Origin of the sequence: Pseudomonas sp. TE3-3-F2023 (assembly GCF_036784815.1) — a bacterium.
Classification (GTDB): Bacteria; Pseudomonadota; Gammaproteobacteria; order Pseudomonadales; family Pseudomonadaceae; genus Aquipseudomonas; species Aquipseudomonas pudica.
This window is the reverse complement of record NZ_CP145113.1, coordinates 2,026,424-2,047,233: the sequence shown is the minus strand read 5'-3', so window position 1 is coordinate 2,047,233 and position 20,810 is coordinate 2,026,424. Positions and strand designations below refer to the sequence as shown.

Annotated in this window: 19 protein-coding genes; 4 read left to right on the top strand and 15 right to left on the bottom strand. The window is 64.3% G+C overall.

Features of this window, described 5'->3' with window-relative positions:
- Nucleotides 1–69: 69 nt before the first annotated feature.
- The 15 genes from V3314_RS09300 to V3314_RS09230 all read right to left on the bottom strand — a co-directional run bounded on the left by V3314_RS09300 (nt 70) and on the right by V3314_RS09230 (nt 16,544).
- Entirely contained in the window at nt 70–396 is a 327-nt protein-coding gene (locus tag V3314_RS09300; protein WP_003252219.1) for a hypothetical protein, read from the bottom strand.
- Nucleotides 393–1,316, bottom strand: coding sequence for an alpha/beta hydrolase (locus V3314_RS09295; protein WP_338460161.1), 924 nt, complete (start codon nt 1,314–1,316; stop codon nt 393–395). The genes V3314_RS09300 and V3314_RS09295 overlap by 4 nt, the downstream gene beginning before the upstream one ends.
- On the bottom strand, nt 1,288–2,565 hold the full coding sequence (locus tag V3314_RS09290; RefSeq protein WP_046616109.1) for a flavohemoglobin expression-modulating QEGLA motif protein: 1,278 nt from the start codon (nt 2,563–2,565) through the stop codon (nt 1,288–1,290). Before V3314_RS09290 ends, V3314_RS09295 begins: the two co-directional genes overlap by 29 nt.
- Before the next feature lie 135 nt (nt 2,566–2,700).
- On the bottom strand, nt 2,701–3,249 hold the full coding sequence (locus tag V3314_RS09285; RefSeq protein WP_003258915.1) for a hypothetical protein: 549 nt from the start codon (nt 3,247–3,249) through the stop codon (nt 2,701–2,703).
- Nucleotides 3,250–3,278: 29 nt separating this feature from the next.
- Nucleotides 3,279–3,983, bottom strand: coding sequence for a TetR family transcriptional regulator (locus V3314_RS09280; RefSeq protein ID WP_046616108.1), 705 nt, complete (start codon nt 3,981–3,983; stop codon nt 3,279–3,281).
- A 267-nt stretch (nt 3,984–4,250) separates the two neighbouring features.
- Nucleotides 4,251–5,753 carry a lysine--tRNA ligase gene (gene lysS / locus V3314_RS09275; protein ID WP_046616107.1) on the bottom strand — a complete coding sequence of 501 codons (1,503 nt, stop codon included), beginning with the start codon at nt 5,751–5,753 and terminating at the stop codon, nt 4,251–4,253.
- Nucleotides 5,754–5,845: 92 nt separating this feature from the next.
- Nucleotides 5,846–6,941 (bottom strand): peptide chain release factor 2 gene (prfB, locus tag V3314_RS09270; RefSeq protein ID WP_108480361.1). Its coding sequence is split into 2 segments (ribosomal slippage): nt 5,846–6,868 and nt 6,870–6,941, totalling 1,095 coding nucleotides; the frame shifts between segments, so codons are not numbered across the junction.
- Between the two features lie 223 nt (nt 6,942–7,164).
- On the bottom strand, nt 7,165–8,169 hold the full coding sequence (wspR, locus tag V3314_RS09265; protein ID WP_046616106.1) for a Wsp signal transduction system regulator diguanylate cyclase WspR: 1,005 nt from the start codon (nt 8,167–8,169) through the stop codon (nt 7,165–7,167).
- Nucleotides 8,170–8,220: 51 nt separating this feature from the next.
- Nucleotides 8,221–9,234 (bottom strand): Wsp signal transduction system protein-glutamate methylesterase WspF, encoded by a 1,014-nt coding sequence (wspF, locus tag V3314_RS09260; RefSeq protein ID WP_046616105.1) that lies wholly within the window; start codon nt 9,232–9,234, stop codon nt 8,221–8,223.
- On the bottom strand, nt 9,231–11,528 hold the full coding sequence (locus V3314_RS09255; RefSeq protein ID WP_338460160.1) for a hybrid sensor histidine kinase/response regulator: 2,298 nt from the start codon (nt 11,526–11,528) through the stop codon (nt 9,231–9,233). Before V3314_RS09255 ends, wspF begins: the two co-directional genes overlap by 4 nt.
- On the bottom strand, nt 11,525–12,187 hold the full coding sequence (locus tag V3314_RS09250; RefSeq protein WP_085601943.1) for a chemotaxis protein CheW: 663 nt from the start codon (nt 12,185–12,187) through the stop codon (nt 11,525–11,527). Before V3314_RS09250 ends, V3314_RS09255 begins: the two co-directional genes overlap by 4 nt.
- The gene (locus V3314_RS09245) at nt 12,184–13,464 is read right to left on the bottom strand and encodes a CheR family methyltransferase (protein ID WP_338460159.1); all 1,281 of its coding nucleotides are present in this window, start codon (nt 13,462–13,464) and stop codon (nt 12,184–12,186) included. The genes V3314_RS09250 and V3314_RS09245 overlap by 4 nt, the downstream gene beginning before the upstream one ends.
- Complete coding sequence (locus V3314_RS09240; RefSeq protein ID WP_135001692.1) at nt 13,461–13,967, bottom strand: chemotaxis protein CheW; 507 nt, start codon at nt 13,965–13,967, stop codon at nt 13,461–13,463. The genes V3314_RS09245 and V3314_RS09240 overlap by 4 nt, the downstream gene beginning before the upstream one ends.
- Before the next feature lie 5 nt (nt 13,968–13,972).
- Nucleotides 13,973–15,595, bottom strand: coding sequence for a methyl-accepting chemotaxis protein (locus V3314_RS09235; RefSeq protein WP_046616100.1), 1,623 nt, complete (start codon nt 15,593–15,595; stop codon nt 13,973–13,975).
- 256 nt (nt 15,596–15,851) lie between these two features.
- Nucleotides 15,852–16,544 (bottom strand): tellurite resistance TerB family protein, encoded by a 693-nt coding sequence (locus V3314_RS09230; RefSeq protein WP_085601940.1) that lies wholly within the window; start codon nt 16,542–16,544, stop codon nt 15,852–15,854.
- Between the two features lie 217 nt (nt 16,545–16,761).
- Here V3314_RS09230 and ydcS point away from each other — a divergent pair, with 217 nt between their 5' ends.
- The 4 genes from ydcS (at nt 16,762) to V3314_RS09210 (ending at nt 20,804) form a co-directional block, all read left to right on the top strand.
- Nucleotides 16,762–17,913 (top strand): putative ABC transporter substrate-binding protein YdcS, encoded by a 1,152-nt coding sequence (gene ydcS, locus V3314_RS09225; protein WP_046616098.1) that lies wholly within the window; start codon nt 16,762–16,764, stop codon nt 17,911–17,913.
- Between the two features lie 150 nt (nt 17,914–18,063).
- Nucleotides 18,064–19,095 (top strand): ABC transporter ATP-binding protein, encoded by a 1,032-nt coding sequence (locus V3314_RS09220; RefSeq protein ID WP_046616097.1) that lies wholly within the window; start codon nt 18,064–18,066, stop codon nt 19,093–19,095.
- Between the two features lies 1 nt (nt 19,096).
- On the top strand, nt 19,097–20,008 hold the full coding sequence (locus tag V3314_RS09215) for an ABC transporter permease (RefSeq protein ID WP_338460158.1): 912 nt from the start codon (nt 19,097–19,099) through the stop codon (nt 20,006–20,008).
- Complete coding sequence (locus tag V3314_RS09210; RefSeq protein ID WP_338460157.1) at nt 19,998–20,804, top strand: ABC transporter permease; 807 nt, start codon at nt 19,998–20,000, stop codon at nt 20,802–20,804. Before V3314_RS09215 ends, V3314_RS09210 begins: the two co-directional genes overlap by 11 nt.
- Nucleotides 20,805–20,810: the final 6 nt, after the last annotated feature.

Genomic DNA, 20,810 nt, shown 5'->3' with positions numbered 1-20,810 from the left:
GTTTTGCACAGTCCCTGTGGGAGCGGCTTCAGCCGCGAAAGGGGCAGCACAGGCAGCAGAGATAATGGCTCACTGCACCTGCTGCGGGGTTTCCTCGCCCATGCAACGCACCGCGCGCTTGCGGTTGTCCACCAGCACCCCTGTCAGGCCTTTCTGCTGGGTATCGAACAACACCAGCACGCCATCGACGCATTGGGCCACTTGTGGCGCCGGGTCGAGCGAGACCTTGTAGTCCTCGCCTGGGATGGTCTTGAGCATGGTGAAGTCCTGCAGCAACAGGGCATCCTCGGGCTTGGCGAAATGCAGGTAACCGTAGTACCACAAGGCCCCCACCGTCACGATGATGCTGCCGACACCGGTCAGGATCAGCGGGATGGCGTTGCGTTCTTCACTCATTGCTTGTTCTTCTCGTCAGGGTAATTGGGTACTTCGGCCAGCCGCCGCAGGCCGTTGAAATGGCTGGGGTCGTCAAGAAAACGCAGCATCACCTGGCGCCAGGTCGGGTCGGCGAAGGTCTGCACGTGGCCGCCACGGGTCAGTTGCAGCACCCGTGGCGCAGACGCGTGCTGGTACAGGCGGATGCCGTTGTCCATCGGCACCAGGGTGTCGTCGATGCTGTGGAAGAACAGCTTGGGCGGGCTGCTCAGTTGCGCGATCGAGCGGATGGCGCTGTCGCCGTCCGGCACCAGCCACGACAGCGGCACCTGCAGCGGCCAGGTCATCCACGAGGTGCTGAGGGCAAAACGCCCGACCGCACGGTAACTGGCCGGCACACCGTCGAACACCAGGGCACTGAAACGTTGGCGCTGCTCCGGGTGGGCCGCCAGGTAGTGAATGGCCATGGCCCCGCCGAGGCTCTGCCCCAGCAATACCAGCGGCTTGCCCTTTACCTCGGGCGCCTGTTCCAGCCAGGCCATGGCCGCCGCGATGTCCTGGTACACCTCAGGCAGGCTCGGCTCGCCCTGCGACAGGCCGTAGCCGCGGTAATCGATCATCAATACCTGGTAGCCCTGCTCCGGCAGCCAGTAGCTGCCGCCCAGGTGCCCAGGCAGGTTGCCGCCATTGCCGTGCAGGTGCAGCACCGTGCCCTTGACCTGGACCCCGGCCTTGGCCGGCAACCACCAGCCGTGCAGGCGGATACCATCAGCAGTGGTCAGGGTGACATCGCGGTATTCGAGCCTGGCCCGCTCTGGCGTGAACGCCTGGCCACGCTCGGGGTAGAACAGCAGGCTGCTGCAACCGCCCAGGCCCAGCAGGATCAAACCCAGGGCCAGCAGGCGGCAGCACTCAGAGAATGTTCGCGTAATCGGCTTCAATGCGATCCAGGCTCAGGTGGTTGAGGAAGTTGGAGAAGCACATCCAGGCCGACAGCGCGTTGAGGTCGCGGAACTGCTCGGGCAGGTACTTGGGAGGCTCGACCAGGCCTTCCTCGACCAACTGTCGCAGGGTACGCATGTCTTCCAGGGTGGTCTTGCCACAGAACAGCAACGGGATCTGTTCGAGCTTGCCCTTCTTCACGGCCAACTGAATGTAGTTGTAAACCATGATGAAGCCCTTGAGGTAGGACAAGTCCTTGGTAAATGGCAGGCCATTGGGCACCGACCCACGGAACACCCGGCTGGCGTTGCTGTAGCTCTGCGCCATCTCGAACCCCTGCTCGCGGAAGAAGTTGTAGACCTGCATGAAATCTGCACCCTCCTCGACCATGTGGATGGCGCGGGTGCGATTGGTGAGCTTGCGCAGGCGGCTGGGGTAGGAGGCGAAGGCGATCACCTCCATGAGTATGGCCAGGCCTTCCTGCGTTACCGTCGACGAGGGCGGGCCCTTGGCCAGGAAAGTACAGATCGGCTGGTTCAGGCCGTTGAGCGTGGTACCGACATGCACCAGCCCTTCGTGCACCTCCAGGGCGCGCACGTCACGGGAGTTGAACATGGCGTCGGCACGCACCTTGATGTAGTCAGCCCCGGCCGCAGCATCGGCGACGATACCGTCGGACTCGAACACACGAATGGTTTCCTCGGCCTCGCCGAACACCTTGTTCAACCGGTGCTGGAGGATTTCCACGGCCTCCTTGGCGGTGAGGTTCTTCGGTTCGTCCTTGAGGTCGCCACGGCCATCGATGTTGTTCAGGTAGTCCGACAGCATCAGGCCGAGGTCGGCCAGGGTCGGGTCACCGGCGTGGAAGGCATCCGAAGCAGCGCCGTACAGTTCCTGGGAGATCAGGCCGAAATCCTCGGTGCCGCGCGCTTCGAGCATGCGCACCACCATGCGGTATTCGCGACACATGCGCTTCATGATCTGCCCGACCGGGTTGAACTGGCCGAGCTGGCGAATGATGTCGCGCTCGATGCCCTGGAACTCGGCCTTGACCGCGCTGGAATCGAACGCCAGCGGGCGCGACTGGTAGTAGGCACGGTCGACGGCCGGCGGCTCCTTGCCCTTGGTCTTGAGGAAGCCCTGGCGGATGTTGTCATCCCACTTCACCGCGTCCAGGACCCGGATCGGGGTCTGTGCCGCAACAATGCGGTCAGACAGGGCACGGATGGTTTGCTGGTATTCGTCCACCGGGGACTCCTTTCTAGTACAAGAAACCTGTACCGGCCTCTTCGCGGCTAAAGCCGCTCCCACTGGTACTGCATCAGGCTCGAAACCGGTGCGGTCCCTGTGGGAGCGGCTTCAGCCGCGAAGAAGCCAGCACGGTCATTTGCCGGACCGCTGGAACCGCGCCACTTCAACGAACAGGTCGGAGTTGGCCGGGTCGTCCAGGTAAGCCAGCACCCGCGCCGACGGGCTGTCGATCAGCACGCCGTCGCCGTTGTCTTCCGGCACTTCGGTGCTGCGCCCGGTCAGCTCCTTCTTGTCCACCGCCTGCTGCACCTGCTCCACATCCAGGTTGTAGACCACCAGTTCCTTGCCATCGACGATATCGAAACCGCCGATCAGGAAGTTGCCACCCAGGCGTTTTGGCACGCCAGCCGACAGGTACCAGCGGTTGCCGTGGCGCGACACGGTGAACACGTATTCCTCGGGGGCCTTGCCCTTGGCCGTGGCCACCGCCTTGTAGGCATCGCCGCCGCTACGGCTAATCACCAGCTTCAGCGGCTCTCCCCAGGCGTCCTTGCTGCTCCACTTGCCGAGCAGGGCCTTGGGCGCTGCCTGGTTGCTCGGCAAGGGCTCGTGGAAGGTCACCAGACAACCGCCCAGCAGCAGGAATGACAAAGTCAACAACACCACACGCCAGGCTTTCATCAGGTTCTCCTTGAAAAGTCGGTCTCGGCTCAGGCCGATGCCAGCACCAGCTGCAGGTATCGGCTAAGCATAGCGAGCATCTGCCCATCGGCTTGCGCATTCGCATCCTTGAGCAGGCCCTGATATTCCATCTGCTCGATAATCGCCGTCAACATTTGGGCATCCTGTTCCGGTTGCTGCGAACCCACCACCTGCAGCAATTGGCGGGTGCCATGCAGCAGAATCTGTTCATGGGCGCACACCAGTTGAGCAAGGCGCGGGCAAAGCAGCGCCTCCTGGCGGAAGGCCTGTTCGGCCATCAGGAAGTCGCGGCGGTTCAGCAGTTGCCGCTGCACGTAGTCGGCAGTCATGCGCGCGACCTCGTCAGCCAGGCGTGCCCGCGCCTGCGGGCTGCCGTCACCCTGGGCCAGCAACTGGCGCAACACCACCTCGGTATTGGCCCACAGCTTGGCCATGTAGGCGGCGCTGCGTTCGACGTACTGGGCGAAGGTATCGGTGAGCAGGTCCTCGATATCCTTGAAGTAGTAGGTGGTGGCCGACAGTGGCACACCGGCCTCGGCGGCGACGGCGCGATGGCGCACACCGCGCACGCCATCGCGCACGACAATGCGCATGGCGGCGTCGAGGATCTGTTGACGACGCTGCTCGCTGCCTTGGCGGGCAGTCTTGCGGCCTTGGTATTGCACGCTTTCGGCGACGGCGGTGGCGATGCCGGCGGCGCCCTGGTGAGGCATTGCGGGTGTCACGGGGGGGTACCTCATGGACAGTGTTTTGTCAGTGCCGGCCTCTTCGCGGGCACGCCCGCTCCCACAGGGACCTCACCACATTCAGGACCTGTGCAGGCCTATGATGGCTGGCAAAACAGCTCCCGAGGGAAACCACACCTGCAAGGACCTGTGGGGTCCCTGTGGGAGCGGGCGTGCCCGCGAAGAGGCCGGTACTGACAACATAAAGCTTCAGGCAAGAAAAAGCCGCCTCGAAAGGCGGCTCGTTCAATTCACTCAGGCCTGCGGACGCATGTGCGGGAACAGGATCACGTCGCGGATCGACGGCGAGTTGGTCAGCAGCATCACCAGGCGGTCGATGCCGATGCCTTCACCAGCAGTCGGTGGCATGCCGTACTCCAGGGCGCGGACGAAGTCGGCGTCGTAGTGCATGGCTTCGTCGTCACCGGCATCCTTCTCGGCCACCTGGGCAAGGAAGCGCTCGGCCTGGTCTTCGGCATCGTTGAGCTCGGAGTAGGCGTTGGCAATCTCGCGGCCACCGATGAACAGCTCGAAACGGTCGGTAACAGCCGGGTTGTCGTCGTTGCGACGGGCCAGCGGCGACACTTCGAACGGGTACTCGGTGATGAAATGCGGTTGCTCCAGCTTGTGCTCGACCAGCTCTTCGAAAATCATCACCTGCAGCTTGCCCAGGCCTTCGTGGCCCAGCACCTTGGCCCCGGCCTTTTTGGCGATGTCGCGGGCGCGGTCGACGTCCTGCAGGTCGGCAGCGGTCAGCTCCGGGTTGTACTTGAGGATCGAGTCGAATACCGACAGGCGGGCGAACGGCTCGCCGAAGTGGAACACCTTGTCGCCGTACGGCACATCGGTAGTGCCCAGTACCAGCTGCGCCAGCTCGCGGAACAGTTCCTCGGTGAGGTCCATGTTGTCGCGGTAGTCGGCGTAGGCCTGGTAGAACTCGAGCATGGTGAATTCAGGGTTGTGACGAGTCGAAACGCCTTCGTTACGGAAGTTGCGGTTGATCTCGAACACCTTCTCGAAGCCACCAACTACCAGGCGCTTGAGGTACAGCTCCGGCGCAATACGCAGGAACATGGCCATGTCCAGGGCGTTGTGATGGGTTTCGAACGGCTTGGCCGCGGCACCACCCGGGATGGTTTGCAGCATCGGCGTCTCGACTTCGAGGAAGTCGCGCTCGATGAGGAACTTGCGAATGTGCGAGATCACCTGCGAACGCACGCGGAAGGTGTGGCGGGTTTCTTCATTGACCATCAGGTCGACGTAACGCTGGCGGTAGCGCTGCTCGGTGTCGGTCAGGCCGTGGTGCTTGTCGGGCAACGGGCGCAGCGACTTGGTCAGCAAGCGCACATTGGTCATTTCGACGTACAGGTCGCCCTTGCCGGAACGGGCCAGAGTACCTTCGGCGCTGATGATGTCGCCCAGGTCCCAGGTCTTGACCGCGGCCAGGGTCTCTTCCGACAGGGTCTTGCGGTTGACGTAGACCTGGATACGGCCGGTCATGTCCTGAATGACCATGAACGAGCCGCGGTTGAGCATGATGCGGCCGGCAACCTTGACCGGAATCGCTGCAGCTTCCAGTTCTTCCTTGGTCTTGTCCGCATACTGCTTCTGCAGGTCGTTGCAGTAGCTGTCGCGACGGAAGTCATTGGGGAAGGCATTGCCCTTGGCGCGCTCGGCGGCAAGCTTTTCCTTGCGCAGGGCGATCAGGGCGTTTTCTTCCTGTTGCAGGTCTTGCGCTTCGGTCTTGAGGTCGCTCATTTCGTCATTCTTTCCATCAGGTGTTCGGTGCCCCTTTCGGGCAGGGCACGCGATACCGGCCCAGGCCAGGTACCGCGGCGGTTGTATGCGGTTTACAGCCCCTGCTTGAGGCTCGCTTCCAGGTACTGGTCGAGGTCGCCGTCCAGCACCTTCTGGCAGTCGCTGCGCTCGACACCGGTACGCAGGTCCTTGATACGCGAGTCATCCAGCACATAGGAGCGGATCTGGTGGCCCCAGCCGATGTCCGACTTGCTGTCTTCCAGCGCCTGCGAGGCGGCGTTGCGCTTCTGCATTTCCAGCTCGTACAACTTGGCCCGCAGCATTTTCATGGCGGTGTCCTTGTTGGCGTGCTGGGAGCGTTCGTTCTGGCAGGCCACCACGGTGTTGGTCGGTACGTGGGTAATACGCACCGCCGAGTCGGTGGTATTCACGTGCTGACCACCGGCACCGGAGGAACGGTAGGTGTCGATACGCAGGTCGGCCGGGTTGATCTCGATCTCGACCTTGTCGTCGATCTCGGGCGACACGAACACCGCCGAGAACGAGGTGTGGCGACGGGCACCGGAGTCGAACGGGCTCTTGCGCACCAGGCGGTGCACGCCGATCTCGGTGCGCAGCCAACCGAAGGCGTACTCGCCCTTGATATGCACGGTAGCGCCCTTGATGCCGGCGACTTCACCTTCGGAAAGCTCGATGATGGTGGCATCGAAACCACGCTTGTCGGCCCAGCGCAGGTACATGCGCAGCAGGATGTTGGCCCAGTCCTGCGCCTCGGTACCACCGGAGCCGGCCTGGATGTCCAGGTAGGCGTTGTTCATGTCCATCTCGCCGCTGAACATGCGACGGAACTCGAGCTGGGCCAGTTTTTCTTCCAGGCCTTCCAGTTCGGTCACGACGTCGCCGACGGCGCCTTCGTCATTCTCCTCGACGGCCATGTCGAGCAGGTCCTGGCAGTCCGCCAGGCCGCCGGACAGCTTGTCCAGGGTCTCGACGACCTGTGCCAGCATGGCACGCTCGCGGCCCAGGGCCTGGGCGTACTCGGGCTTGTTCCAGACGTTAGGGTCTTCCAGTTCGCGGTTGACTTCGATCAGGCGGTCATGCTTGTGATCGTAGTCAAAGATACCCCCGAATGGACTGGGAACGCTCGGTGAGGTCCTTGATGGTGTTCAGGATCGGTTGGATTTCCATGGGCGGGCAGCTCTCGTGCGAATTCGGTGAAAAGCCTGCGAGTATAACCGAGTCCGCTGCAGGGCGGCAGACCCGCCGGGCGGTAGCATGCGACATTGAGAAATCACGCGGACCTTGTGGGAGCGGGCATGCCCGCGAACACCGGCAAAGCCGGTGCCATCCACTGCGTCGCCTTGTTCGCGGGCATGCCCGCTCCCACAGGGGCCGTGCAGTTTTCAGGGGCTCAGGCGATGCCAACCTGGTTGCGCCCGCCATTCTTGGCCTGGTACAGGCCTTTGTCGGCAGCCGAGATCAGCTGCCGGCTATGGCTGCCGATGGACGGAGTCTGGGTGGCCAGACCAATGCTGACTGTCAGATACGAGTCGGGGACCGGCGCGGTGTGCGGGATGCCGAGGCCGAGCACGGTCTGGCGCAGCTTCTCGGCCATCAGGCGTGCCCCACCCGGCGAGGTGTTGGGCAATACCAGGACGAATTCCTCGCCGCCATAGCGCGCCGGCAGGTCGGTCGGCCGCGAGCAAGAGCCGCGGATTGCCTCGGCCACCTGGCGCAGGGCCTCGTCACCGGCCAGGTGGCCAAAACTGTCGTTGTAGGCCTTGAAGTAGTCGACGTCGATCATCAGCAGCGACAACTGCTGCTGCTCACGCATGGCCCGGCGCCATTCCAGTTCCAGGTACTCGTCGAAGTGGCGGCGATTGGACAACCCGGTCAGGCCATCGGAGTTCATCAGCCGCTGCAGCATCAGGTTGGTATCGAGCAGTTGCTGCTGGCTTACGCGCAAGGCACGGTAGGCCTCGTCGCGCTGCAGCAGGGTGAGGTAGGAGCGCGAGTGATAGCGGATGCGCGCCACCAGCTCGATGGTATCCGGCAACTTGACCAGGTAATCGTTGGCCCCGGCAGCAAAGGCTGCGCTCTTGACCAACGGGTCTTCCTTGGTCGACAGAACGATGATCGGGATGTCCTGGGTCGCCGGATTGTTGCGGTATTCACGCACCAGGGTCAGCCCGTCCAGGCCAGGCATGATGAGGTCCTGCAGGATAACCGTAGGCTTGATGCGCACAGCCTGGGCCACCGCCTGGTGCGGGTCGGCGCAGAAGTGGAAGTCGATGTTCTCTTCGTTGGCCAGGCCACGCCGCACCGCCTCGCCGATCATGGCCTGGTCGTCGACCAGCAGCACCATCGCCGAGTTCTCGTTGGGGGTCGTGAAACCTTCGATCGGTAAATCATTCATACCTGTTCACCCGATCACTACCGGCCTGGCGGCGTGATTCAATACACTTCGTCATTTTGCGAAAAATTCCATCAAGCGCCCGGCTATGCGTTCCAGCGGGCGGATTTCTACCGCGGCATCGATAGCCGCGGCAGCCTTGGGCATCCCGTACACCGCACTGCTGGCCTGGTCCTGGGCAATGGTCAGGAAGCCTTGCTGGCGCATCAGCTTCAGGCCCTGGGCACCATCGCGGCCCATGCCGGTAAGCAACACGCCCACCGCATCGCCGGCCCAATAGCGCGCCACACTCTCGAAGAAGACATCGATCGAGGGTCGGTAAATTTCATTGACAGGTTCGGCAGTGTAGGCCAGTTGGCCGTTCTGTAGCAGGCGAATGTGGTGATTGGTGCCGGCCAGCAACACCTGCCCCGGCTGCGGCGGCTCGCCTTCACGGGCCAGACGCACCGGCAGCCCGGCGGCGCTGCTGAGCCATTCGGCCATTCCTGCGGCAAACACCTGGTCCACATGCTGGACCAGCACGATGGCCGCCGGAAACGCCGCCGGCAGGCCCTGAAGCAAAACTTCCAGCGCCGCCGGGCCACCCGCCGAAGAGCCGATCGCCACCAGGCCACGGCGCTGGGAAGCCTCGCGCAGCGGCGTGGCCACCGGGCGAGCGGCGGGCGCCCGCTGCTGGCCGATCAGCCAACCGATATTGAGGATCTTGCGCAGCAGTGGCGCCGCCGCTTCACGGGGGTCGCCCGCGCCCAGCGCCGGGGTGTCTACCACGTCGAGGGCGCCGTAGCCCATGGCCTCGAACACTCGGTGCACGTTCTGCTTGCGGTCGACCGTGACGATTACGATGGCGCATGGGGTTTCGGCCATGATCCGCCGGGTGGCCTCGACACCATCCATGACCGGCATGATCAGGTCCATGAGAATCAGGTCTGGCTGCTGCTCGGTGCAGCGCTGCACCGCCTCGGCACCATTGCTGGCCACCCACACCACCTGGTGCGCCGGTTCCAAGGCGACTGCCCGGCGCAGCGCCTCGACGGCCATGGGCATGTCGTTGACGATGGCGATCTTCATCCCTGAGCACCTCCGATCAGCTCAACCACAGCATCCAGCAACGCGTCGTCATGGAAGCTGGCCTTTGCCAAATAGTAGTCGGCGCCGGCATCCAGGCCACGCCGTCGGTCTTCCTCACGGTCCTTGTAGGACACCACCATCACCGGCAGCGACTGCAGGCGCTGGTCGCGGCGCACCAGGGTGACCAGTTCGATGCCGTCCATGCGCGGCATGTCGATGTCGGTGATAAGCAGGTCGAAGTCCTCGCCACGCAAGGCGTTCCAGCCGTCCATGCCATCCACCGCCACGGCCACGTCGTAACCGCGGTTGCCGAGCAGCTTGCGCTGCAGTTCACGCACGGTAAGCGAATCGTCGACCACCAGGATACGCTGGCGCGCCACGCCACGGGCTCCGCTGCTGCCGCGTTCGATGCGTTCCAGGCTGCCGGTGCTGAGCAGTTTCTCCACCGAACGCAGCAGGTCCTCGACATCGATGATCAGCACCACCGAACCATCGTCGAGCAAGGCACCGGAAGAAATGTCCTGCACCTTGCCCAGCCGTGGGTCGAGCGGCATCACCACCAGCACCCGCTCGCCCACCAGGCGCTCCACGGCCACGCCGTACAGTTGCTCGCGCTCGCGAATCACCACCACCCGCAGGCTGTTCTCCTGCGTTTGCCCGGCCGGGCGGTTGAGCAGTTGGCTGGCCGCGACCAGGCCGATGTGCCGGCCTTCGTGCCAGAAGTGCTGGCGGCCTTCGATCTGCACGATCTCTTCGGCGCTCACTTCGAGCGTGCGTTCGATATGAGCGAGCGGGAATGCATAGGCCTCGCCGCCCACCTCGACCACCAGGCTGCGCACCACCGACAGGGTCAATGGCACCTGCAGGTGGAAACGGCAACCCTGCCCGGCCAACTGGGTCAGTTCGATCGAACCGCGCAGCTCACGGATCATGTGCTGCACCGCATCCAGGCCCACGCCGCGACCGGACACTTCGGTGACCTTGTCGCGCAGGCTGAAACCGGGCAGGAACAGGAACGTCAGCAACTCTTCCTCGCTCATCCGCGCCACCGTGTCGGCGGGCGACAGGGCACGCTCGACAATGCTGCTGCGCAAGCGCTCGAGGTCGATGCCAGCACCGTCGTCGATCAATTCCAGGCTGAGCATACCGGCCTGGTGCGAGGCCCGCAGGCGGATCACCCCCTCCTCCGCCTTGCCCGCCAGCAGCCGCCGTTCGGGCAGCTCGATGCCGTGATCGACCGCGTTACGCAACAGGTGGGTCAGCGGTGCTTCGAGCTTTTCCAGCACGTCACGGTCGACCTGGGTCTTGTCCCCCTCTACCAGCAGCCGCACCGGCTTGCCCAGCGAACGGCCAAGGTCGCGCACCATGCGGCTCTGGCCGGTCAGCACATCGGCAAACGGCCGCATCCGGCAGGCCAGCGCGGTGTCGTACAGCAGTTGTGCGCGCTGGCTGGCCTGCCAGCCGAACTCGTCCAGGTCGCCAGCTTGCTGCTGCAGGATCTGCTGGGTTTCCGCCAGCAGGCGCTGGGTCTGTGCCAGGGCTTCGAGCACCTCGCTGCTCTGGCCACTGTCCTCCAGCTGCATGCGAAGGCCGTCAAGCGCCTGCATGCCCTGGCCATGCATGCGCTTGAGACGCTGCAAGGTCGCCAGGTAAGGCTTGAGCCGCTGGGTTTCCACCAGCGACTTGCTGGAAAGGTCGAGCAGGCTGTTGAGGCGGTCGGCGGTCACTCGCAGCACCCGCTCCGTCCCTTCGCCGGTGCGCTTGCCGGCCTTGCGACGTGGGGCCGGCTCGGGCTCAGGCTCCAAGGGTTCGACAGGCAGCGGCACAGGTTCCTCTTGTGCGGTTTGCCCCGGCGCTTCCGGCTGCGCTGGCACGGCTGGCGGCGCGGGGGGCACGGCTGCCGCCCCCGGGTCGAGCAGGTTGGCCATTTGCGCAAGGAACACCGGCAGAGTCGCCTGCGCACCGGCATCGCCAGGCGTGGCGATGCGCATCAACAGGTCAGTGCCCTGCAGCAGGGCGTCGATATGCTCGGCGCTCAGCCGCAGGCGACCCTCCTGGGCGGCCACCAGGCAGTCCTCCATGACATGGGCGACGCTGACGCCAGCGTCCACCCCGACGATCCGCGCCGCGCCCTTCAGCGAGTGGGCCGCACGCATGCAAGCCTCGAGCTGGTCGGCCTGCGTGGGATTACGCTCCAGCGCCATCAGGCCGGCGCTGAGCACCTGGGTCTGCGCCTCGGCCTCCAAGCTGAAGAGTTCGAGCAACGATGCGTCGCGCATTTGCTCTGGGGTCATGACAGGCTCCGCTGCACGGCAGACAGTAAGTGTTGATCGTCCAGCACCCGCACGCTGCGGCCACGCCATTGCAGCACCGCTGCGGTGAAGCGGGAGGCATCCTGGCCGCTGCCCAGAAGCTTCGGGTCGAGCCGGTGAATGCCATCGATTTCCTCGACCGCCATCACTACCGGGCCACCCTCCGCAGCCAGGATCAGCATGCGTGGCACCGCCCGGCCGCCACGTTGCTCGGCAGCGCGGGCCTGTACACCCAGCAGGTCGGCCAGTGACAGGCACGGCACCAGCGCACCGCGCACGTTTGCCACCCCCTGCAATACCCGCGAGCGCTGGTGCGGTAGCGAATGCACCGCCTGTAGCGGGGCAATTTCGGCCAGGCAGGCGGTGGCCAGCGCCAGCCACTCTTCGCCCAGGCGGAACAGCAGCATGGAGCGGCCGGTGCTTTCCTCGACTGGCGACACCACGGCAGCCTGATGGTCCTGCATCAGCGCGTAGCGGTCGAGCAGGCGTGTGGCCGCTGCGGCATATACCTCGCAGTTGCGGCAGTGAACGTGACGTTCCAGCAGTGGGCACTGCTTGTCGCCGTGTACGCCAATGCGGTTCCAGCAATCGTCGATGTGCGCGTCATCCTCGGCGAGCAACTGCATCGCGGATTCCTTCATCGTTCAGACTCCCGGCCAACCCGCGCGGCGCGCTCCTGAAGGCGCCGAGCGCCGGCCAAGTCACCCTGGGCCGCCAACAACGCCGCCAGGTGTACCAGCGCCTCGGGGTGCTGCGGCTCCAGGTACAGGGCTTTACGATAGTGGGTCAGTGCCTGCTGGGCATCGCCTTCGGTATCGCTGAGCAGCCCCAGCCAGTAGTAAACCTGTGCCGAAGGCGCGAACTGGTCCAGGTAGCGCTGGCATTCGGCACGGGCCTGGTCGCTGGCACCGGCATTGGCAAGCCGGGCAATGCTGGCCAGCAACTCGCTTGCCGCCTCGCGCTTGTGCTCGCGCGCTGGCGCTGGCGCTGGCTTGGCAGCCACAGGCAGCACCCGCAGTGGGCGCGACGACGCTGGGCTCGGTAACGGATAGCCTGGCTTGGCCAGTGCGGACGGCGTGCGCCGCAAGGGCTGGACCGGGGGGGTAGCCAGCGCGGCGCCGCCCTCCTCTTGGCGCACGTAGGCGAACGATTGGGCAATCCCCAGCGGGCGCATGCCCAATCGCGCCAGCAAGCTGCCTTCGGCCGGACCGATGAACAGCACACCCTGAGGGTGCAACAAGCGCTTGAGCACTTCGAACACCCGTTGTTGGGTCGGCACGTCGAAATAGATCAGCAGGTTGCGGCAGAACACGAAATCGTAAAGGCCATCGCGGCTGGCCAGCGCCGGGTCGAGCACATTGCCCACCTGCAGGCTGACTTGCTCGCGCACCCGTTCATGCAGGAGGTGGCCTTCCTCCAAAGCATCGAAGTAACGCTCGCGAAAGCCCAGGTTGCTGCCACGGAAGGCATTGCGGCCGTACACGCCCTGCCCGGCCTTGGCCACGGAACTGGGGCTGATGTCCATGCCGTCGATCATGAACGCCCCCAGCGCAATGCCGGCATCGAGCAAGGCCATGGCTAGCGAATAGGGTTCCTCGCCGGTCGAGCAAGGCAGGCTGAGCAAACGCAGCGGGCGCACCCCGGCCAGCTCGGTCAGGCGCTTGTGCGCCAGGCTGGCCAAGGCCGTGAAGGACTCTGGGTAACGGAAGAACCAGGTTTCCGGGACGATGACCGCTTCGATCAGTGCCTGTTGCTCATCCATCGACTGTTGCAGGTGCAGCCAGTAATCATCCAGGTCCGCAGCGTTCACGGCCACGCAGCGCTGGCGCAGCGCACGCTCGACCATGGGCGCGCCCACCGACTCCACATCCAGGCCGATACGTTCGCGCAAGAAGCGGAAGAAATGCTGTTCGTTCATGTCGGCATCCCTGTCGGATCATCCGCGTACAGCAACTCGTGCACGGCATCGGGCAGCAGGTCGTTGACTTCAATGCGCTGCAGCAAGCCCTGCTCATCCTGACGCACCGGGCCCAGGTACGGGGCCTCGGCGCTGTCCACGCCATAGGGCTGAAACTCGTTGGGGTGACAACGCAGGGTTTCGGTGGCCTGTTCCAGGATCAGGCCAAGCTGCAGGCCGCCTCGGTAGTGCACCAGCACCAGGCGGGTACTGGTGCGCTGCGCTGCAGGCTGGCCGAAGCTCAATGCCGCCAGGTCAACCACCGGTACCAGCAAGCCCCGGTGTGCAAGTATGCCTGCGACCCAGGCAGGCGCCTTGGCAATCGGCTTGAGCGGCTGGCGCGGCAGCACCTCGATCACCTCGTGCACGCTCAGGGCAAAGCGTTGCTCCCGGATGCGAAACTGCAGGTACAACACCCCCTTGGCGTTGACCGCCCGCGCGGCACGCGGTTGCAAGTCGTTCATCGCAGTCAGACTTTGAAGCGCGAAACGCCGCCACGCAGGCCAGCGGCCACCTGGCTCAGCTCATCGATGGCGAAACTGGCCTGGCGCAGTGATTCGACCGTCTGGGTGCTGGCATCGCTGAGCTGGGCCAGCGCCTGGTTGATCTGCTCGGCACCGGTGGCCTGGGCCTGCATGCCTTCGTTGACCATCAGCACGCGCGGCGCCAACGCCTGCACCTGGTGGATGATCTGGCTGAGCTGCTCGCCCACCTGCTGCACCTCGAACATGCCGCGGCGCACTTCTTCGGAGAACTTGTCCATGCCCATGACCCCGGCCGACACCGCCGACTGGATCTCGCGCACCATCTGCTCGATATCATAGGTTGCCACGGCGGTCTGGTCGGCCAGGCGGCGCACTTCGGTGGCCACCACGGCAAAGCCGCGGCCATACTCGCCGGCCTTTTCCGCTTCGATGGCAGCGTTGAGCGACAGCAGGTTGGTCTGGTCGGCAACCTTGACGATGGTCACCACCATCTGGGTGATGTTGCTGGCCTTTTCGTTGAGGATGCCAAGCTTGGCGTTGACCAGGTCGGCGGCGCCCATCACCTGGTGCATGGTTTCTTCCATGCGTGCCAGGCCCTGCTGTCCGGAACCGGCCAGGCTGGAGGCCTGATCGGCGGCCGAGGTGACTTCGGTCATGGTGCGCACAAGGTCACGCGAGGTGGCGGCGATTTCCCGTGAGGTGGCGCCGATTTCGGTGGTGGTGGCAGCCGTTTCAGTAGCGGTGGCTTGCTGCTGCTTGGAGGTTGCAGCGATTTCGGTCACCGAGGTGGTCACCTGCACCGACGAACGCTGGGCCTGGGCCACCAGGTTGGCCAGGGCCTCGGCCATTTCGTTGAAGCCGCTTTCGATGGCGCCGAACTCGTCCTTGCGGTCCAGGCTCAGGCGCATGCTCAGGTCACCTGAGCGCAGTTTGTCGAGGGCATGGACAATACGCTGCATGGGCGCGGTGATGGCGCGCATCAGCAACAGGCCGCAGATACCGGCGGCGATGATCGCCAGCAGCAGCGAAACCATCATGCTGCCCTTGGCCGTGCTCACGGCGCCGACAATCTCGTTGGTGTCGGCGTCGGCGGAGGCGCGGTTGTGCTCGATCACTTCGTTCAGGTGCTTGCGGCCTTCGATCCAGGCCGGGGTCAGCACATCGGTGATCAACCGCTGGGCTTCGGCGTAGTTGCGCTGTCGATAGGCTTCCAGCACCTGGTCGACAATCTTGAGGTAGGCATCTTTCATCTGGATGAAGGTGTCGAAGCGCGCCTGGTCGTCATCATCCTGAATGGTGCCCTGGTAGCTGTCCATGTGCTGTTTCAGGCGGTCCTGGAAGCTCTTGAACAGCTCCGTGTCGGCCGAGGTGAATTCGCGGTGGTTGGACAGCCCCACCAGCTGCTGGCTGGTGACGTAACTGTCGACCCAGGCACTGCGGATCATCGAACTGTAGTAGAGGCCGGGAATGCTGTCGGTCCCCACTGCCTGCTCGGCGGATGCGATGGTCACCAACCGCGAGTAGGCGGCCACGATCATCAGCAGCATGATGGCGATGATCACGGCAAAGCTTGCCAGGATCCGTTGGCGCAAGGTCCAGTTCTTCACATTCAGCCCTCAGGAAATCACAACGAGCGGGAAAAATCGCCGAAGTATAGCCCAGGCGCCCAGCGCTCATGCGGCTGAAATGTGGGGTAACCAGGTAACCTTGCCGACAGACCGGTCATTTGTGCCCAACGCCATTGGGGCCGCTGTGCGGCCCATCGCCGGCACGCCAGGCTCCCACCTCGACCGCATGAGCTCGGGGCATGTGCGATCCCTGTGGGAGCCGGCTTGCCGGCGATGGGCTGCAACGCAGCCCCCATCACTGGCCGGCGGCAAGCCTTGCCTGGCTTTCCAGTTCCTGGCGCAGGGCCGGGTCCAGGCGCAGCTGGCGGGCCAGTTCGTCCAGGTAGGCGCGTTCCATGAAGTTTTCCTGGTCGACCATCATCACGCTGGCCAGGTACATCTCGGCAGCCATTTCCGGGGTTTGCGCGGCACGGGCCACTTCGGCCGGGTCCAGCGGCTTGTTCAGCTCGGCATGCAGCCAGTGCTGCAACTCGCGGTCGTTGTCCAGGCGGGTGAACTCGCCCTCGATCAGCGCACGCTCGCGTTCGTCGATATGGCCATCGGACTTGGCCGCCGCAACCAGCGCCCGAAGTACCGCCTGGCTGTGCAGCTCGGCCTGGGCAGGCGGCAGTCGGTCTACGGTCTGTGGCTCGGCGGCGGCCACCTGCTGGCTCGCCTGCCAGTTGCCGTAGGCCTTGTAGGCCAGCACACCGAGCGCGGCCAGGCCGCCGTAGGTGAGGGCCTTTCCGCCATATTTGCGGGCTTTCTTGTTGCCTAGCAGCAAACCCATGGCGCCCGCCGCCAGGGCGCCACCACCGGCACCTGAAAGCAGGCTGCCAAGGCCGCCGGCACTGGTACCTGGCTTGCCAGAGCTGCCCTTGCCAGCCTGGCTGGCAAGCAAGTCCTGGCCTGACTTGAGCAACTGGTCGAGCAATCCCCGGGTATTCATCAAACGGTCTCCACATTGGCCAAGGGAGCCGTCAGGTTAAGCCCTGCCCGCCCGATCGCCACGGGGGGATTTGCTTCCGGATGTTGCATTGGCTGGCAAAAAGCCAACTAGACTCGATATCGCCAATACCGCGCATAACCGCACCACGTTCATGACTATCGCTTCACTGCTTGCTTGATGACTGCCCCGACCAAAATCTCCAATAAGAGGGAACACCATGTCAGTGCACAAGACCGCATTGCTCGGCGCAACCGCCTGCGCCGTGCTGGCCAGCGCCAGCCTGCAGGCTGCCGAACCGCCCAAGGCCCTGGGCCCCGGCGAGGGCCGCCTGGACATCGTCGCCTGGCCCGGCTACATCGAACGCGGTGAAAGCGACAAGGCCTACGACTGGGTGACCGGCTTCGAGAAGGAAACCGGCTGCAAGGTCAGCGTCAAGACCGCCGCCACCTCGGACGAGATGGTCAGCCTGATGACCAAGGGCGGCTACGACCTGGTCACCGCCTCGGGCGATGCCTCGCTGCGGCTCATCGCGGGCAAGCGGGTGCAGCCAATCAATACCGCCTTGATCCCCAACTGGAAGAACATCGACCCACGGCTGCAGGACGGTGGCTGGTACGTGGTCGACAAGCAGGTCTACGGCACCCCGTACCAATGGGGGCCGAACGTGCTGCTGTACAACACCGACGTGTTCAAGCAGGCGCCCACCAGCTGGGGCGTGCTGTTCGAGCCGCAGAACCTGCCCGACGGCAAGCCGAACAAGGGCCGCGTGCAGGCCTATGATGGGCCGATCTATATCGCCGATGCGGCGTTGTACCTGAAGACGGCCAAGCCGGAGCTGGGCATCCAGGACCCATACGAGCTGAGCGAAGCGCAGTACAAGGCCGTGCTGGAGCTGCTGCGCCAGCAGCAACCGCTGATCCACCGCTACTGGCATGACGCCACGGTGCAGATGAGCGACGTGAAGAACGAAGGCGTGGTCGCCTCCAGTTCCTGGGGCTACATGGTCAACGGCCTGAAGGCCGAGAAGCAGCCCGTGGCCTCGACCATTCCCAAGGAAGGCGCGACCGGCTGGGCCGACACCACCATGCTGCACAGCGAAGCCAAGCACCCCAACTGTGCCTACAAATGGATGGACTGGTCGCTACAGCCGAAGGTACAGGGAGACGTGGCAGCCTGGTTCGGTTCGTTGCCGGCGGTGCCGGCGGCCTGCACCGGCAGCGAGCTGCTGGGGGCCGAGGGCTGCAAGACCAATGGTTTCGACAACTTCGACAAGATCGCCTTCTGGAAAACCCCGCAAGCCCAGGGCGGCAAGTTCGTGCCGTATAGCCGCTGGACCCAGGATTACATTGCGATCATGGGTGGGCGCTGAGGTTGCCTGAATGCCTGTGCCGGCCTCTTCGCGGGTGAACCCGCTCCCACAGGTAAAGCGCCACCCTTACAGGCGGTGATGAACCTGTAGGAGTGGGTTCACCCGCGAAGAGGCCAGCGCAGGGTTAAGTCAGTTGTCCGGAGCCTATGCATGCCCCTAGCCGTCCAGTTCACCCAGGTTTCCCGCACCTTCGGCGAGGTCAAGGCCGTCGACCAGGTCAGCATCGACATTATCGATGGCGAATTCTTCTCCATGCTCGGCCCCTCTGGCTCGGGCAAGACCACCTGCCTGCGCCTGATCGCAGGCTTCGAGCAACCCACCAGCGGTTCGATCCGCATCCACGGTGTCGAGGCTGCGGGCGTCCCGCCCTACCAGCGCGACGTCAACACCGTATTCCAGGACTACGCCCTGTTCCCGCACATGAACGTACTGGACAACATTGCCTACGGCCTGAAGGTAAAAGGCGTGGCCAAGGCCGAACGCCACAGCCGCGCCGAAGAAGCCCTGGCGATGGTGGCCCTGGCCGGCTACGGCGCGCGCAAGCCAGCGCAGTTGTCCGGTGGCCAGCGCCAACGCGTGGCCCTGGCCCGCGCTCTGGTCAACCGGCCACGGGTACTGCTGCTGGACGAGCCGCTTGGCGCGCTGGACCTGAAGTTGCGCGAACAGATGCAGGGCGAGTTGAAAAAGCTGCAGCGCCAGCTGGGCATCACTTTCATCTTCGTCACCCACGACCAGACCGAGGCGCTGTCGATGTCCGATCGCGTCGCAGTGTTCAACCGCGGCCGTATCGAGCAGGTCGACACCCCGCGCAACCTTTACATGCAACCGGCCACCACCTTTGTTGCCGAATTCGTCGGCACCTCCAATGTGGTGCGTGGCGAATTGGCCACGGCGCTCAATGGCAGCCCCGCGCCCTTCTCCATCCGCCCCGAACACATCCGCCTCGGCGACCCGGCCACAGCCGGCCAGCACGTCCAGGTCAGCGGCCAGCTGCGCGATATCCAGTACAAGGGCAGTGCCACCCGCTACGAGCTGCAACTGGACAGCGGCCAGCTGCTGGCGGTGAGCCAGGCCAACGACCGCTGGCAGGCGCAGGCACAGGACTGGCAACCCGGGCAACGGGTCCGAGCGCACTGGCCCCGCGAAGCCATGACGGTGCTGCAGGAAACCGAGGGCCGCTGACATGAGCACACTGCGCGGCCTGTCCAACCTGCTGTACCGGCGCCCCAACCTGTACCTGGCCTTGCTGCTGATCCCACCGCTGACCTGGTTCGGCGCGATCTACCTGGGCTCGCTGCTGAACCTGCTGTGGCAAGGCTTCTATACCTTCGACGACTTCACCATGGCGGTGACGCCGGACCTGACCCTGGGCAATTTCGCCGCGCTGTTCAATCCGTCGAACTTCGACATCATCCTGCGCACCTTGGGCATGGCGCTGGCGGTGTCGCTGGCCAGTGCGGTGCTGGCGTTCCCCATCGCCTACTACATGGCGCGCTACACCAGCGGCAAGACCAAGGCGTTTTTCTATATAGCGGTGATGATGCCGATGTGGGCCAGCTACATCGTCAAGACTTACGCCTGGACCCTGCTGCTGGCCAAGGGCGGCGTGGCCCAGTGGTTCGTCCAGCAGCTGCATCTGAATGCCCTGCTGCAAACGGTGCTGGCGGTGCCGGGCGTGGGCGGCAGCACGCTGTCGACTTCGCACCTGGGGCGCTTCATGGTGTTCGTGTATATCTGGCTGCCGTTCATGATCCTGCCGATCCAGGCCTCGCTGGAACGCTTGCCGCCGTCACTGCTACAAGCCTCGGCAGACCTCGGCGCCCGGCCTGGGCAAACCTTCGTGCAGGTGATACTGCCGCTGTCGATTCCGGGCATTGCCGCCGGCTCGATTTTCACCTTCTCGCTGACCTTGGGCGACTTCATCGTACCGCAGCTGATCGGCCCGCCCGGCTACTTCATCGGCAGTATGGTCTATGCCCAGCAAGGGGCGATCGGCAACATGCCGATGGCCGCTGCGTTCACCCTGGTGCCGATCGTGCTGATTGCGGTGTACCTGTCCATCGTCAAGCGACTGGGGGCCTTCGATGCACTCTGAAAAAGCCTCGGCCGGGCTGCGCCTGGCCGCCTGGGGCGGGTTGCTGTTCCTGCACTTCCCGATCCTGATCATCTTCCTGTACGCGTTCAACACCGAAGACGCGGCATTCAGCTTCCCGCCCAAGGGCTTTACCCTTAAGTGGTTCGCCGTGGCCTTCGCCCGGCCCGATGTGCTGGAAGCGATCAAACTGTCACTGCAGGTGGCCTGCCTGGCCACGCTGATCGCCCTGGTGCTCGGCACGCTGGCCTCGGCGGCGCTGTACCGGCGCAGCTTTTTCGGCAAGGAGAGCATTTCGCTGATGCTGATACTGCCCATCGCCCTGCCCGGCATCATCACCGGCATCGCCCTGCTCTCGGCGTTCAAGACCTTGGGGATCGAGCCCGGGGTGTCCACCATCGTGGTCGGCCACGCCACGTTCTGCGTGGTGATCGTCTACAACAACGTGATCGCTCGCCTGCGGCGTACTTCGCAGAGCCTGATCGAAGCCTCGATGGACCTCGGCGCCGACGGCTGGCAGACCTTCCGCTACATCATCCTGCCCAACCTAGGCTCGGCACTGCTGGCCGGTGGCATGCTGGCCTTTGCCCTGTCGTTCGACGAAATCATCGTCACCACCTTCACTGCCGGCCACGAACGCACCCTGCCGATCTGGCTGCTCAACCAGCTCAGCCGCCCGCGCGACGTGCCGGTGACCAACGTGGTCGCCATGCTGGTGATGCTGGTGACCATGCTGCCAATCCTTGGCGCCTATTACCTGACCCGTGGCGGCGAAAGCGTCGCGGGCAGCGGCAAATGACCCTGG